Origin of the sequence: Sphingopyxis witflariensis (genome assembly GCF_002205635.1) — a bacterium.
Classification (GTDB): Bacteria; Pseudomonadota; Alphaproteobacteria; order Sphingomonadales; family Sphingomonadaceae; genus Sphingopyxis; species Sphingopyxis witflariensis.
The window spans coordinates 125,243-140,260 of record NZ_NISJ01000004.1 but is presented as its reverse complement, the minus strand read 5'-3'; the positions used below and the strand labels follow the sequence as shown (position 1 = coordinate 140,260).

The following is a 15,018-nucleotide window of genomic DNA, read 5'->3' as shown; positions in this document are numbered from 1 at the left end:
CCCACCAAAGATAAGAAAAATCGGGCCGCATCATCCGCCGGGCTTCGTCCCCGGCAACAGGGAGGGTATCATGCGTTCGAGTCTGTATTTCGTGTCCGTTGCCGCCGTCGCGGCGGGGCTTGCCGCCGTTCCCGGATCGGCCCAAAAAACCAATGGCCCCAAAGAACGTTATGAAATGGACGTCGCGACCATGTCCGGCTTTGCCGCCATGGCGGGTGGCGGGCGCGGTGGCCTCGGCGGGGCGATGGGCATGATGTTCGGCGGCGACCCGTCGAGCAAGGTCGCCCATCAGCTCGTTCTCCGCCTCGGTTCCGACCTGCCGCCAACCGCACCGCCGCCGAAGGGCGACCATTTTTTCGAAGCGCAGGCCAAGCTTGGCAAATCGGTGCCGCTGATCAGCCCCGAGCGCAAGCAGGGCGATTATCAGGGCGAGTTCGAACGGCCGAAGGGACGCCTTTTGCTCTATTGGGGCTGCGGCGCCAAGGCCGGGCCGGGTCAGCCGGTCGTGATTGATTTCGCCAAGGTCGCGGCAGGACAGGTGCCGCCGGGTCTGTTTTCGAGCGCAGCGCCGGTCATCCGCACCGTGTCGCAGACGAACAGCCGTTCCTATGCCGACTGGCCGAACAGCAAAAATGGCAAACAGCCCGGATCAGGATCGTCGCTGCTCGGCGCCCACCGCATCGCTAGCAACTATGGCCCCGATATCAATTTCACGCTGGCGCAGGACTATATGCAGGGCCTGTCCGCATCGAGTGCGGTCCAGGGCGACCAGTCGGTGATGCTTCGCTGGAATCAGTTGCCCAGCGCGACCGGCTATGTCGCCTGGACGATCGGCGGCATGGATCGCGGCGGCGGTGGCGGCGGCGACATGATATGGTGGTCGAGCAGCTCGACACAGCAATTTGGCGGCGGGCTGTGGGACTGGCTGCCTCCCGCGACGGTCGCGAAGCTCGTCACCCAGAAAGTCGTCATGCCGCCGTCGCAGACGAGCTGCCAGATTCCGGCCGAGGTCAAGAAGGCGTCCGGCGAGATGATGTTCGGCAATCTGAACGCCTTTGGGCCCGAGGCGAACTTCTCCTACCCGCCCAAGCCCGCAGGCAATGCGGTGTGGAATATCGACTGGACCGCGAAGGTGCGTTTCCGGTCGCACACGATGCTGATGATCGGCGCCGATTTCGGCGGCATGAGCGGCGGCAATGCCGGGGAAAGCACGCCCGCGCCGGCGAAGAAAAAGAAGTGCAAGGGGCCGCTCGGCATCCCTCTTCCCGAAGGCGCCTGCTGAACGGGCGACCTCGAGTCAGCCGCGGTTCACGCATGCGGGTGTAAGGCGACATCAAGGGATAGGGCATCATATATCAGGAGTTTAAGACCATGCGCCCGCTTATCACCGCAACCCTCACCGCCGCCGCGCTGCTCGCGGCGCCCGCCGTGATCGCCCGCGAAAAGCTCGCGCCCGAGGCACAGCTCGAAAAGCTGCTCGAAGGTCGTGTCGCGGGCGAACCGCAAAAATGCATCCCGCTGTCCGCCACCAACGGATCGCAGATCATCGACAAGACCGCGATCGTCTATCGTTCAGGCAGCACCTTGTGGGTCAACCGCCCACGCAGCGGCGCCGAATCGCTCGACGATGATGATGTGCTGGTGACCAAATTGACCGGCAACCAGCTGTGCAACATCGACACGGTCGAACTGCACGACCGGATGAGCCATATGTATTCAGGCTTCGTCTCGCTCGGCGATTTCGTTCCGTATCGCCGCGTGAAAGGCGACTGACGCTTGGCGAATGAGTCCGATACCGTAATCGCTGCGCCGCCCGCCGACTGGGCGGCGCAGCTTCTTGCCTTCTGGTTCGGCGCCCATGGTCAGGACGACTGGTATGGCGGCGGGCCCGATTTCGACGAAGCGGTGCGGACGCTTGCGGGCGACTGGCGCGAGGCCCTGAGGTCGAAGCCCGTCGAAAGCTTCCTGACCGACCCCGACACCGCGCTCGCGGCGGCGATCCTGTTCGATCAGGTACCGCGCAACATTTTCCGCGGCCATCCCGACGCCTTTGCCACCGACAGCCTCGCCCGTGCGATCGCGCGCGGCATCATCAAACATGGCTGGGACCAGCAATGGCCCGACGAGCGGCGCCAATTCGCCTATCTGCCTTTCGAACATAGCGAAGACATTGCCGATCAGCGCGAATCGCTGCGCCTCTTTGCGCAGCTCGCCGACCCGATGTTCCGCGACTATGCGCAAAAGCATTTCGCGATCATCGACCGCTTCGGCCGCTTTCCGCACCGCAATGCGGTGCTCGGCCGCACCACGCGCCCCGACGAGGAGGGCGCAGTGGAGGAAGGCAAAAATTGGTGATAGGAACCGCCGAAACTCCAGCGGAGCGTTGCTAAATGGCCGAATTCACCAACACGCTGACCGACAAGCATATCGCCTTCATCGAGAAACAGCCGGTCTACTTCACCGCGACCGCGGCATCGGACGGGCGCATCAACCTCTCGCCCAAGGGCTATGCCGACAGTTTCAAAATATTGTCGGACAGCCAGGTCGCCTATCTCGACCTCGGTGGGTCGGGCAATGAAACCCACGCGCATCTCGCCGCCGATGGCCGGATCACCATCATGTTCTGCGCCTTCGACCGCAGCGCGCTGATCCTGCGCATCTATGGCCGCGGTCGCCCGGTGCTGCCGCAGGACGATGAATGGGGCGCGCTCGCCGCACACTTCACCCTGATCCCCGGCACCCGCCAGATTTTCGTCATCGACGTCGAGAGCGTACAGACGAGCTGCGGCTGGGGGGTTCCGATGATGGAATTGCAGCACGAGCGCGACACGCTGCAAAAATATCACCGCCAGGCTGACCGTGATGTGTGGGTCGAGAAATTCCAGGGCCGCACGAAGAGCATCGACGGCCTGCCGACGCGACCAACCGACCGTTTCATCGCGGGCGACACCTGATGCCGCTCGTCGAACTGGTCCGCCTGCCCAATGGCGCCGAGGCAGAGCTGCTGCGCGGTCGGATCGAAAGCGCGGGGGTCCATGCCGTCTGCTTCGACGCCGGAATGAACATCGCCGAAAGCGTCGGGCTGATGATCCCGGTCCGCATCATGGTACTCGACGAGGATCTGGACGAGGCGCGGGCCCTGCTCGCCGAATTTGACGCTGGCTGATTTTCCTCGTCATTGCGAGGAGCCGCGCGCGACGCGGCAATCTCCAGCCAAGGTCCTTGCGCAAGGTCGATGGCTGGAGATTGCTCCGCTCCGCTTGCAATGACGTTATTTTCTTCCGCAACCGAATCCAGACACCATTCGTCCTTACTCATACAACCGACCCGGAAAGCAGCCTCCCCCACCCCATGATCAAAGTCGCCAGTTACAATATGCGCAAGGGCATCGGGCTCGACCGCCGCCGCGATCCCGGCCGGGTGCTGTCCGTACTTCGCGAGCTCGACGCCGATATCATTGCACTGCAAGAGGCCGATCGCCGCTTCGGCACCCGCGCGAGCGCGATCCCGCCGCATATGTTCGAAGAGCATAGCGACTATGTCCCGGTCGACCTGCTGGACGGCCGTCCCTATGCGATCGGCTGGCACGGCAACGCGCTGCTCGTCCGCAAGGGCGCCGTGGTCGAGGAAAGCCATGCGCTCCACCTGCCGACGCTCGAACCACGCGGCGCCGTCGCCGCGACGGTCCGCATCGGCGACACAAGGCTGCGCGTCGTCGGCATGCACCTCGACATTTCGGGGCTACGCCGACGCCAGCAGGCCCGCGCGATCCTGAATCATATCGCCCAGGGCGAGGAACTGCCGACGATATTGATGGGCGACTGCAACGAATGGCGCAATCGCGGCGGTTGCCTCCATGATTTTTGCGAGCGCCACCATATGGTCGATACCGGCCACAGTTTTCACAGCCGCCGCCCGGTCGCCAAACTCGACCGCATCTTCGCCTCCCCCGACCTTCAGCCCGTCGATGCCGGAGTGCACCAGAGCGCACTTGCCGCTCGTGCGTCGGATCATCTGCCGATCTGGGCGCGGTTTACCAAGACGGCCGCATAAGCTGAACTCCCCTCCCGCAAGCGGGAGGGGAATAACACGATCCTGCCTAAATATTGGGCAATCGCCTGCCTCACCTGCCCCGCAGGAGAAGGATCGCTGGCCGCTTCGGCTCTTGCACGTCGCAAAACCCCGCCTCCCACCGCCTTCCCAGCATCTGGCACGGCTGTTGCAGTGCAACATCATGCAAGTGGCACAAGGGGGCATTATGAAGCTGATCCTGGCGATAATTAAACCGTTCAAGCTCGACGAGGTACGCGAAGCGCTCACCGGGCTGGGCATCACCGGCATGACCGTGACCGAGGTCAAAGGCTTTGGCCGGCAAAAGGGACAGACCGAAATTTACCGCGGCGCGGAATATGCGACCAACATGGTGCCGAAGGTAAAGATCGAGCTCGTCTGCGACGACGGCCTGACACCACGCGTCGTCGAAACACTTCAGCAAAGCGCCGGTACCGGGGCGATCGGCGACGGAAAGATTTTCGTCCTCGACGTCGAACAGGCCGTGCGCATCCGCACCGGCGAGACCGGCGAGGCGGCACTATGATGACGAAGGGGGAACATATGACGTTCGCAGATAAATTTGCGGCAAGCGCCGGGGCCGCAGGCCTCGCGCTGTTCGCCGCGCTGCCCGCCTGGGCGCAGGAAGCGGCACCCGCGGCGGCCGAAGCGGTGGCCAAGGCGGCTCCGGCCGTCCCCAATCCGGGTAACAATGCCTGGATGATGACCTCTACGGTGCTCGTCCTGTTGATGATCCTGCCGGGGCTCGCGCTCTTTTACGGCGGCCTGACACGCACCAAGAATATGTTGTCGACGATGACGCAGGTCGGCGCAGCCGCCTGCCTCGCGATGCTCGTCTGGGTCATGTGGGGCTATTCGATGGCCTTTGGTCCCGACACCACGATCGAACCGCTCAAGCCCTATGTGGCCGGACTGGGCAAGCTGTTCCTCGCCGGGGTCGGCGTCGACTCGACCGCCGCGACCTTCACCGACGAAGTGATCAGCGAATATGTGTTCATCTCCTTCCAGATGACCTTTGCCGCCATCACGCTGGCGCTCGTGCTGGGATCGGTGGTCGAACGGATGAAATTCTCGGCCGTTCTGGTCTTTGGCGTCATCTGGCTCACCATCGTCTACTTCCCGATCGCGCACATGGTCTGGGCAGCCGGCGGCAAATTTTTCGAAATGGGCGCGCTCGACTTTGCGGGTGGCACGGTCGTCCATATCAACGCCGGTGTCTCCGCTCTCGTCGCCTGCCTGATCCTCGGCAAGCGCATCGGCTATCAAAAGGAAATCATGGCGCCGCATTCGCTGACCATGACGATGATCGGCACCGGGCTGCTCTGGGTGGGCTGGTTCGGCTTCAACGCCGGCTCGGCGCTCGAAGCCAATGGTTCGGCGGGTCTCGCCATGATCAACACGATGGTCGCGACCGCATCGGGCGCCCTTGCCTGGATGCTCGCGGAAAAGCTCAGCGGGCACAAGGCATCGGCGCTTGGTTTCTGCTCGGGCGTCATCGCAGGCCTCGTCGCGATCACCCCCGCAGCGGGCAACAGCGGGCCCTTCGGCGCGATCCTGCTCGGTGCACTGGCCTCGGTCATCTGCTTCTTCGCAGTGACCAAGCTCAAGGCCAAGCTCGGCTATGACGACTCGCTCGATGCGTTCGGTATCCACGGCATCGGCGGCATGGTCGGTGCGGTCGGCACCGCCGTCACCATGCTCGCCGCGATCGGTGGCCCCGCAGGTGCCGACTATGATCTGAGCGGCCAGCTGGTGACGCAGATTTTGGCGGTCGGCACGACAATCATCTGGGCAAGCATCGGCACGGCGATCGCCATCTATGCGGCGAAGGCCCTCACCGGGCTGCGCGTCAGCCCCGAGGTGGAGCGCGAAGGCCTCGACCTCGGCGAACATGGCGAGCGTGCCTATAATTATTGACGAGACAGGACACCCGCCGCCGCACGCTCTCTCTCCTTTCAAACGGCGGCGGCGGGGTCCTACCGAGGTTCCTCCTGCGAACCACTTGGGCCGGAACACATGCTGTTCCGGCCCATTTTTTCGCGTTTTCATGTTGCAAAAATGCTGCGCAAAATCGGAACGCCGAAATCGTGAATTTAGGCCTTTTCATCAGCACATTAATATGGCATTCAGTCTGTCAAGAGTTTCAGGAGGGGAGAGCCTGAAAGGCTGGGCCGGGACGCAAGTCCCGGCCCTCTTTTTTTGCCCATCGTCACTGCAATGGGTGAAATCGTCGGAAAATGCGGATTTTCACGATAGCGCCGCCGCGTCAAACCCCACCCACGGCGACACCCCCCACAACATCGAATCGCCGGTCTTCAACCTTTCACGCGCTTCAAACGCATCGCTCGGCCGACCACTTTCGCGGGTCGCCGCCGCCGCCAGAAACTACCCTGCACGGGCATCATTTTGCGGCGCAGCACCGTCGCGGCGGCTTGCGATCACCCCGCCGCTTCCGACCGCGAGAACATGAACGCATTGCCGTCGGGATCATAGAAGGTGATCAGCTTCACCAGCCCCGGAACATGCTGAATTTCGCCATCCTGCCGCACGCCCTCGGCATCGAGATGCGCCTTGGCCTCTTCGATGTCGGCAACCTCGAATACATTCGTCGCGCCGCCGCCCTGAACCACCGATTCGACCTGGCTGAGCCCGATATTGACCCCCGCCATCGGGGTCGCGAGTTCGCACCAGCCGATTTCGTCGGCGCGGTAGAGCAATTTGCAGTGCATCACCCGTTCGTACCAGCCGATCGCCGCCGTCATGTCGGTCACGCCCAGCGAGCAGGTGAGTTCCGATCCGATCGTCAGTGCCATGTCATCTCTCCCGTCGCGTCTGATCGGCCTTCCGATCGCGCTTGCCTCTATGGTCTGATTTGTATAGTTACTTGCAAATGCCGTCAAGCAAGCCCGATCCGCTGCTCATCGCGCTCGGCAGCCATCGCTGGCTGGTGCCGTTGCTCGCCGATCTGGACGCGCACAAGGGCGCGCGCTTCGTCGAGTTGATCCACCGGCTCGGACTTTCGCGCGACAGCTGCACGCGCACGCTGGAGGCCGCAGCGCGGATCGGCTGGGTGCAGCGCAACCCCGGTCACGGCCACCCGCTACGCCCCGAATATATCCTCACCGAAGCCGGCGCGGCGGTGGCGCCGCGTGCAGCGACGATCGCTGAGGCACAGACAGCGATCGGCCTGCCGCCGGGTTCCGCGACGCGCTGGGGCCTGCCGCTCGTCGTCGGCATTGACGGCGGCCACGACCGCTTCAACGCCTTGTCGCGCCTCCTCACCCCCGCCACCCCGCGCGCGCTGTCGCAGGGGCTGACCGCGCTGGGCAGCCACGGGCTGGTGCGGCGCGAGGTGATCGACACGCGGCCGCCCGCAAGCCGCTATGATCTCACGCAAAACGGGCAATTTCTGGCGCAGGCCTGCCTTTAAGTCGCTCCCCGGCGAAAGCCGGGCCCCAGAAGGAGAACCGGGCCTTTGCCTCATGGGCCCCGGCTTTTGACGGGGAACAGCTTAATTCAAAGCCGCCTTCACGAAATCGGCCGCACGTTCGCCGATCATGATGCTCGGCGCATTGGTGTTGCCCGAAACGAGGCGCGGCATGATGCTGGCGTCGGCGACCCACAGCCCGTCGATGCCGTTGAGCTTCAGCGTCGGGTCGACCACGGCCCCGGCGTCGCTGCCCATCCGGCACGTTCCCACCGGGTGATAAACGGTGTCGGCCCGCGCGCGGATCAGCGCGTCGAGTGCGGCATCGTCAGCAAGGTTGACGGGGTGGCGATCGGTCCCGGCATAATCCGACAGCGGCGGCGCTTCGCAGATACGGTGCATCATCCGCACCCCCGCCCGTAATGTCGCCATGTCGCGGTCATCGGTCAGGAAGCCCGGATCGATCATCGGCGCCGCGCTGGCATCGGCCGACGCGAGCATCACGCTCCCGCGACTTTCGGGGCGCAGCACACAGGCATGGCACGAAAAGCCATGCCCCTTCACCTTGGTCCGACCATGATCCTCGAGCAGCGCCGGAACGAAATGATATTGAATGTCGGGCGCGGGCAGGTCCGGCGATGATTTCCAGAACCCACCCGCCTCGGCAAAGCAGGTCGTCATGATCCCGGTGCGCTTGGTGCGATGTTCGAAAATCGCCTTCACCATCCGCCAGGTGCCGCCCGGACTGTTGCCAAAGGGCTCGGCCGATTTGGTCGCCCAACCCGATACATAGTCGATATGGTCCTGCAGATCGGCGCCGACAGCCGCCCGGTCGGCGACCACGCCCAGCCCCATATTCTTCAGATGCGCAGCCGGCCCGATCCCCGACAGCATCAATATCTGGGGCGACCCAAACGCCCCCGCCGACAATATCACTCCGCCGCGCGCGCGCAGCGTCTCGCGATTGCCGCCGCGCCGAATCACCACCCCCACCGCGCGGCCATTTTCGACCAATATCTTCTCGACCAGCGCACCGGTGCGAATGTCGAGATTGGCGCGCCCGCGCAATGGCTCGACATAGGCGCGCGCCGCCGACCAGCGTTCGCCGTCTTTTTGCGTCACCTGATACAGGCCGAAACCCTCATTGCTCGGGCCATTGAAATCGGCGGTGCGCGGCAGTTGCAGCGACGCCGCGCTCTCGACGAAGCGGCGGCTCGTCACATTGGGCCAGCGCTGGTCCATAACGTTGAGCGGCCCGTCGCCACCGTGAAATTCGTCGCCGCCGCGTTCATTGCCCTCGCTGCGCTTGAAGTAGGGCAGCACATCGGCATAGCTCCACCCCGTCGCGCCGAGCGAGGCCCATTGATCATAGTCAAAGGCGACCCCGCGGATATAAACCATCGCGTTGATCGCGCTCGACCCGCCCAGCCCGCGCCCGCGCGGCTGATAACCGGTCCGGCCGTTCAGCCCCTTTTGCGGCACGGTTTCAAAGCGATAGTTTGAAGCTTCGCGGATGAAGGGCATGAAACCCGGCGTCTTGACCAGCATATTATCATTGGTCCCGCCCGCCTCGACCAGACAGACCGTCCGCGCCCCATCCTCGGCAAGCCGTCCCGCCGCCGCGCTCCCCGCACTGCCGCCGCCGATGACGATGATGTCGAACTGATCCATGTACCGCTCCCCTCGCCACCCGATCGGTGGTCATTGAGGACTTACATGAATGTCATTAGACGGCGAAGCAACCCATTACACGTCGCCCCCGCGAAGGCGGGGGCCGCTATCGGTTTTGCGCTACATCTCCAGCGGCTCCCGCATTCGCGGGGGCGACGATTGTTACTCCGCCGCCTCTTCGGCCGGTCGCCCCGCCCGCCATTTCTCGCGGATCATATCGCTCGTCTGCCGGCTACCATCATGACTCCAGCCGGGCTCGCGCCACATATAGGACAGCTTGTGCCGCCACGGCGCGTGCCAGACATCCTTCGCAATCCCGACCCATTCATGCACCGCGGCCCACAAAATATTGAAGCTGCCGAGCTGCTTGACGATGCCGTAACGCACCGGTTCATCGTCGCGTTCAGGAACGAAGCTGCCGAACATCTTGTCCCAGATGATGAAGACCCCGGCATAGTTGGAATCGAGGTAGCGCGGATTGACACCGTGATGGACGCGGTGGTGCGACGGGGTGTTCATCACCGCCTCGAACCATTTGGGCGTCCGACCGATCGCTTCGGTATGGATCCAGAATTGATAGATCAGGTTGAGCGCGGCGCAGAAGAACACCATCGCCGGCGGAAAACCGATCAGCAGCAACGGCAGGCGGAAGATGAAGGCGAGGCTGATGAAACCGGTCCACGTCTGCCGCAGCGCCGTCGACAGATTATAATGCTGGCTCGAATGATGAATGACATGGCTCGCCCAGAACCAGCGGACGCGGTGCGCGCTGCGGTGAAAGGCATAATAAGCGAGATCATCGAGGAAGAAGCAGAGGATCCACGCCCACCACCAGGTGCGGAACTCGATCCCGATCTCGAACAGGTGAAACTGATACACCCATACCGACGCCCCCACGACCGCCGCGCCGACGAGCGCGCCCGCGACCTGGCTGCCCGTCCCGAGCAGCAGCGAGGTCAGCGTGTCGCGCGCCTCGTAGCGGCTTTTGTCCTTGCGCAGCGAGAACAGCATCTCGGCGATCAACAGCAGGATGAAGGCGGGGACCGCGTAGACGACGGGATCGGGAAGTTCAGGCACGACCAATCTCACGCATCCGGCTCGCCCACATTCCCGCTTCCTTCCCCAATTGCAGCGTTACCGATCCGAATGTCCGTTCGGGCGTCGTCAGGATCAGAAAATTCTTGTCGAGCCGCGCAACGACGCTGGCATCGACGCGGCGCGCGGCGAAATGATTGCCATGCGCGCGGACGAGCAACAGCCGCCCCTCACCATTGCGGACAAGCGCGGCAAAACCCGCGCGGTCGCGCGCGACCTCTGTCCCGCCAAAACCCGCCTCGGCCTCTTCGGCGAGGCGGATGGCATGATCGGCATCCTCGATACGCGGGTCAGCACCCAATCCCATCGCCTTGACCAGCCACGCGACGAACAACACTGCGACAAGCGATACGCCGGTCTGAATCAGCTCCGCTGCCGTCACTTTTCGCCCGCCAACGCGTCCATCATCGGCCGCAGCCCCGAAAGATCATAACCCGCGCCCGCCGCCGCTTCGCACAGCGCGCCGACATCGTCGCCCGCACGGGCGCGGGTCAGCGCCCACAAATGCGTCGAGCGCGTCCCCGAACGGCAATAGGCCAGCACCGGCCCGGTCGCCCCCGCCAGCAACGCGTCGAGCGCGTCGAGCTGCGGATGACTGAAGCCCGCATGACCGACCGGGATCGACGCATAAGCGAGGCCCTCGGCCGCGGCGGCATTCGCAATATCGTCGCCCTGCGGCGCCGACGGCTCCTCGCCATCGGGCCGGTTGTTGACGATCATCGCAAAGCCCGCGGATTTGGCCGCGGCCACATCCTCGACGGAAATCTGCGGGGCGACGCTATAGTCGGCGGACAGGGGACGAAAATCGCTCATGCCGCGATCTATAGGCCGCACGTTTTGGCTGACAAGCGTGAAAGCCCGACGGCCCCCTAGGCGGGGACCGGCGCCTTTTCGCCCTCGGGTGCCGCCGCCGCCGGGGCAGGGGAACTACTCCGGTCGGCGACGACTTCGGCAAAACGTTCGGCATAGCGCGGATGCTCGGTTCCCATCAGCCTGTCCCACCAGGTGAAATAGAGCCCGTAATTGGTGTTGAAGCCGCCGCTATGGTGCAGGTCGTGGTGCGTCGTGGTGTTGATCCAGCGGGTCAGCGGTGACGACAGCCACCAGCGCGGGTGAAGTTCGAAACCGGCGTGTCCCATCGCGTTGCGGATCAGCTGGAAATTGGCCCACATGAACATGACCCAGATCGGTACCGAGACGATCGTCAACCAGAGCGGGATGAAGGCGAACATCACGACCGCTTCGGGAATGGCGAAACTGTAAATCGCCCATGCGGTAGGGGTCACCGACCGATGATGCGCGCGGTGGAAATATTTGAACAATTTGGGATGGTGCATCGTACGATGCGCCCAATAGAAATAGGTGTCGTGCGCGACGATCGTCGCCGCCAGCAGCGCCATATCGGCCCCGAAACCATAGCTGCCTTCGAACTGGTAAATTCCCGCTCCCCCAAAGGCCCACAAAAGAAGCAGCGCCATGACGATATAGACGCCGATCGAGCGCAAGGACTGGAACATCTCGCGGCGCATGTCGGCGGCGGTCGCCTCACGCGCCTGAATCTTGCGCGTGCCAAGGCGCGTGCGGCGCAGCCCCCAGACGATCGCGCTCGTCACCGCCGCGACGATGACATAGCGTCCGGCATCGACGCCGAACATCGCCGGCCCTTTTTCAATCAATATGGCGAGCGGCGGAAAATCTGATATCATGCGGGCACCCTCCTGAACTGGAAGGCCGCGTCCGAGCAGTTTTGCGTCCGCTCCGCTCCGCAATGTCGAAATTCGGCTAGCCGATTTCAGAATCGATCAGTCGCGTGTCCCCAGCCGCGCGGCGCGATATTCGCTTGGCGTCATCCCCTCCGCATCGCGAAAGGCGCGGTTAAAGGGGCCAAGCGACCCGAAACCCGCGTCGATCGCGATGGTCAGGATCGGCACGCTTTGCTGCGCGGGATCGGCCAGCGCCGCGCACACCTCCTCTAGACGAAAGCTGTTCAGAAAGGCTGTGAAGTTGCGAAACCCCATTTCACCGTTGATCGCCCGGCGCACGCGATATTCGGGCTCGCCCAGCTGCGCTGCAAGCGCCGCGATCGAAAAGCCCTCGGCGCGATAGGCGCGCTCTTCGGCCATCACCGCCTGCAACCGCCGCGCGAGTCCCGATGGCGCCGCGGGCTCCGCCTCCACCCGTTGCGGCGCAGCATCGGGCGCGGCGAAAAGTTCAGCCGAGCGGAAGCGATAGAGGCCGACCGACACAATGAAGGTCGCGATCACGATCGCGGGCAGTGTCACCATCTGCCGCAGGTCGTGGTTCATATCGCGGCTCGGGAACATTTCGATGAAGATGATCCACATGATGAAACCGCCGATCGCGCCGACCACCGCAAGGCGAAAACTGCGCCGCTCCTCGATCAGATCCGCGGCGCGCCCGCGCCAGGCGATCCATATCCCGCCGAGCGCGAACCCCAGCATGCCGATGCGTACGAGCAGCATGATCTCCCAGCTGAACCAGCCCGTCGTCACGATCGCCGCGACCTGCGCCAGCAGCAGCGCGGCAAAGCCGACCATCAGCAACCCGTCGCGCCAGTCGATCCGCTGTCGGTCGTCGAACCACAGCCGGGCGAAGAGCCAGAACAGCGCCGGCACCGCCAAAGACAAGGCGTCGACTACGACGAAAGGAAAACTGAACGGCGACGCAGGACGGAAAGCCGGCGCCAGCAAATAGGCGATGATGGCAAAGTTCATCGCGATCGCGACGCGCGCCGACAATATATTGCGATAGTCGCGCCACAATATCGCGATCCACAGGCAGAATAGCGCCGTCGCGGCGCCGCGAATCATCAGGTCAAGGACGTCCTGCACCGGCATTCGCATCTGCTACCGCATCAAACGCACCGACGCGAGCGCGATTACAATCTGTTTTCGTTGAGTAAATCGGCTCCAATGCGTGGCTCCACGGGCACTAATATTGGTCGATCACCGCCAGAAAAGCATCACCCCACGCGTCGAGCTTCTTCGCCCCGACCCCGGGGATCGTCGACAGCGCGCTACGGTTCGTCGGCCGCTCGTTCGCCATCGCGCGCAACACCGCGTCGTGGAAGATGACATAGGGCGGCACGCCCGCCTCCTGCGCCAATTCGCGCCGCGTCGCGCGCAGCGCGTCGAACAGCGGGTCGCCGACGGGGTTCGCCGCCGCCCCAGCGCCCCGGGGATCGCGCTTCGTCCGCTTCAGCGGCGGTTCGGCCATCAACACCGGCGCTTCGCCCTTCAGCACCGGCTTCGCCGCGGGGCCGAGCATCAACCCGCCATGTTCGGTCGTCGACAAGGCTTCCCGCGCCATCAGGCTGCGCACCAGCGGCTTGATCAGCCGCGCCTCTTCGCCCTCGACGATCCCGAACACCGATAATTTGTCGTGACCGCGGCCGACGATCCGCTCATCGCTACGCCCGGTCAGCACCGCCTCGATATGCCCGGCGCCATAGCTTTGTCCGGTGCGATAGACCGCACTCAGCAATTTCTGCGCCAGCACCGTCGCATCGACCTGCGCTGCGGGGTCGAGGCAATTGTCGCAATTGCCGCAGTTCATCGGCGGATTTTCGCCGAAATGACGGAGCAGCGCGGCGCGGCGACACTCGACCGTCTCGACCAGCACCGCCAGCGCGTTCAGCCGTGCGCGCTCGCCCGCGACGCGCGCCTCGGGCAATTCGGCCAGCCGCACCCGCGCGGTCGCGAAGTCATTGGCGCCCCACAGCATCAGCGTCTCGGCAGGGTCGCCATCGCGCCCGCCGCGCCCGGTTTCCTGATAATAGCTTTCGATCGACTTGGGCAGCGCGGCATGCGCGACGAAGCGCACGTCGGGCTTGTCGATCCCCATGCCGAAGGCGACCGTCGCGGTGACGATGCCGTCCTCGCTGGCGACGAAATCATGCTGCACCCGCGCGCGTATCTCGGAATCGAGCCCGGCGTGATAGGCCGCGACGCGGCGCCCGGTCGCGGTGGCGAGCTGTTCGGCGAGCCGCTCGGTGCCGCTGCGCGTCGGGGCATAGACGATCCCCGGCCCAGGATTGGCGGCGATGAAATCGAGCAGCTGCCGCGCCGGACTGATCCGCGGGCGGATCGCATAGCGGATGTTCGGCCGGTCGAAACCCGCGAGGATCAGCCCGTCATCGGGGATACCGAGCTGAACGAGAATATCCTCGCGCGTGTGCTTGTCGGCGGTTGCGGTGAGCGCGAGGCGCGGCACCTGCGGAAAGGCATCGAGCAACGGACGGAGCAAGCGGTAATCGGGGCGGAAATCATGCCCCCATTCCGAAACGCAATGCGCTTCGTCGATCGCGAACAATGCCGGGGTGCGGGCCTCGAGCAGCGCGCGAAACCCCTCGCCCGTCGCGCGTTCGGGGGCGACATACAGCAGATCGAGCGTGCCGTCGCGATAGGCCTGCCGCGTTTCGGCGCCGTCCATATCGACGCTGGTCAGGCTCGCGGCGCGGATCCCCGCCGCGCGCGCGCCGCGCAACTGATCGTGCATCAGCGCGATCAGCGGCGACACGACGACGACGCAGCCGTCGAGCGCGACCGCGGGCAATTGATAGGTCAATGACTTGCCCGCGCCGGTCGGCATCACCGCCAGCGTGCGCTCGCGCGCCATCACCCGGTCGACGACCTCGGCCTGTCGGCCGCGGAAATGGTCGAAGCCAAAGGTCGATTTGAGCAGGGGGAGAAGCGCGTCAGCGGACATATCGGGGCCGCGATAGGGGGGATAGC

General features: G+C 64.2%; 17 protein-coding genes. 9 read left to right on the top strand and 8 right to left on the bottom strand.

What is annotated here, in order from left to right:
- The first annotated feature begins 70 nt into the window (after positions 1 to 70).
- The 8 genes from CDQ91_RS09370 (at position 71) to CDQ91_RS09335 (ending at position 5,988) form a co-directional block, all read left to right on the top strand.
- Entirely contained in the window at positions 71 to 1,282 is a 1,212-nt protein-coding gene (locus CDQ91_RS09370; protein WP_088472456.1) for a hypothetical protein, read from the top strand.
- Between the two features lie 89 nt (positions 1,283 to 1,371).
- Positions 1,372 to 1,773 carry a hypothetical protein gene (locus CDQ91_RS09365; protein WP_088472455.1) on the top strand — a complete coding sequence of 134 codons (402 nt, stop codon included), beginning with the start codon at positions 1,372 to 1,374 and terminating at the stop codon, positions 1,771 to 1,773.
- A 3-nt stretch (positions 1,774 to 1,776) separates the two neighbouring features.
- Positions 1,777 to 2,355, top strand: coding sequence for a DUF924 family protein (locus tag CDQ91_RS09360; protein WP_088472454.1), 579 nt, complete (start codon positions 1,777 to 1,779; stop codon positions 2,353 to 2,355).
- Positions 2,356 to 2,390: 35 nt separating this feature from the next.
- Positions 2,391 to 2,954 (top strand): pyridoxamine 5'-phosphate oxidase family protein, encoded by a 564-nt coding sequence (locus tag CDQ91_RS09355; RefSeq protein ID WP_088472453.1) that lies wholly within the window; start codon positions 2,391 to 2,393, stop codon positions 2,952 to 2,954.
- Entirely contained in the window at positions 2,954 to 3,166 is a 213-nt protein-coding gene (locus CDQ91_RS09350) for a putative signal transducing protein (protein WP_088472452.1), read from the top strand. Before CDQ91_RS09355 ends, CDQ91_RS09350 begins: the two co-directional genes overlap by 1 nt.
- A gap of 185 nt (positions 3,167 to 3,351) precedes the next feature.
- Positions 3,352 to 4,053, top strand: coding sequence for an endonuclease/exonuclease/phosphatase family protein (locus tag CDQ91_RS09345; RefSeq protein WP_088472451.1), 702 nt, complete (start codon positions 3,352 to 3,354; stop codon positions 4,051 to 4,053).
- Between the two features lie 205 nt (positions 4,054 to 4,258).
- Positions 4,259 to 4,597 (top strand): P-II family nitrogen regulator, encoded by a 339-nt coding sequence (locus tag CDQ91_RS09340; RefSeq protein WP_088472450.1) that lies wholly within the window; start codon positions 4,259 to 4,261, stop codon positions 4,595 to 4,597.
- 17 nt (positions 4,598 to 4,614) lie between these two features.
- Positions 4,615 to 5,988: an ammonium transporter gene (locus CDQ91_RS09335; RefSeq protein ID WP_088472661.1), complete on the top strand. Its 1,374-nt coding sequence runs from the start codon at positions 4,615 to 4,617 to the stop codon at positions 5,986 to 5,988.
- Between the two features lie 521 nt (positions 5,989 to 6,509).
- Here CDQ91_RS09335 and CDQ91_RS09330 read toward each other — a convergent pair.
- Entirely contained in the window at positions 6,510 to 6,884 is a 375-nt protein-coding gene (locus tag CDQ91_RS09330; protein WP_088472449.1) for a VOC family protein, read from the bottom strand.
- 77 nt (positions 6,885 to 6,961) lie between these two features.
- Between CDQ91_RS09330 and CDQ91_RS09325 the strand changes: the two genes are divergently transcribed.
- On the top strand, positions 6,962 to 7,501 hold the full coding sequence (locus CDQ91_RS09325; protein ID WP_088472448.1) for a winged helix-turn-helix transcriptional regulator: 540 nt from the start codon (positions 6,962 to 6,964) through the stop codon (positions 7,499 to 7,501).
- A gap of 81 nt (positions 7,502 to 7,582) precedes the next feature.
- Here CDQ91_RS09325 and CDQ91_RS09320 read toward each other — a convergent pair whose 3' ends face one another.
- The 7 genes from CDQ91_RS09320 to recQ form a co-directional block, all read right to left on the bottom strand.
- Positions 7,583 to 9,169, bottom strand: a complete 1,587-nt coding sequence (locus tag CDQ91_RS09320; protein ID WP_088472447.1) for a GMC family oxidoreductase — start codon at positions 9,167 to 9,169, stop codon at positions 7,583 to 7,585.
- A gap of 162 nt (positions 9,170 to 9,331) precedes the next feature.
- Entirely contained in the window at positions 9,332 to 10,246 is a 915-nt protein-coding gene (locus CDQ91_RS09315; protein ID WP_088472660.1) for a sterol desaturase family protein, read from the bottom strand.
- A complete protein-coding gene (locus tag CDQ91_RS09310; RefSeq protein ID WP_088472446.1) occupies positions 10,239 to 10,646 on the bottom strand; it encodes a hypothetical protein in 408 nt (135 codons plus the stop codon). The genes CDQ91_RS09315 and CDQ91_RS09310 overlap by 8 nt, the downstream gene beginning before the upstream one ends.
- Positions 10,643 to 11,077: a protein tyrosine phosphatase family protein gene (locus CDQ91_RS09305; RefSeq protein ID WP_088472445.1), complete on the bottom strand. Its 435-nt coding sequence runs from the start codon at positions 11,075 to 11,077 to the stop codon at positions 10,643 to 10,645. The genes CDQ91_RS09310 and CDQ91_RS09305 overlap by 4 nt, the downstream gene beginning before the upstream one ends.
- Positions 11,078 to 11,133: 56 nt before the next feature.
- A complete protein-coding gene (locus CDQ91_RS09300) occupies positions 11,134 to 11,970 on the bottom strand; it encodes a sterol desaturase family protein (protein WP_237245909.1) in 837 nt (278 codons plus the stop codon).
- Between the two features lie 96 nt (positions 11,971 to 12,066).
- On the bottom strand, positions 12,067 to 13,122 hold the full coding sequence (locus tag CDQ91_RS09295) for an AraC family transcriptional regulator (protein WP_158213650.1): 1,056 nt from the start codon (positions 13,120 to 13,122) through the stop codon (positions 12,067 to 12,069).
- A 94-nt stretch (positions 13,123 to 13,216) separates the two neighbouring features.
- On the bottom strand, positions 13,217 to 14,992 hold the full coding sequence (gene recQ / locus CDQ91_RS09290; RefSeq protein ID WP_088472443.1) for a DNA helicase RecQ: 1,776 nt from the start codon (positions 14,990 to 14,992) through the stop codon (positions 13,217 to 13,219).
- Between the last annotated feature and the right edge of the window lie 26 nt (positions 14,993 to 15,018).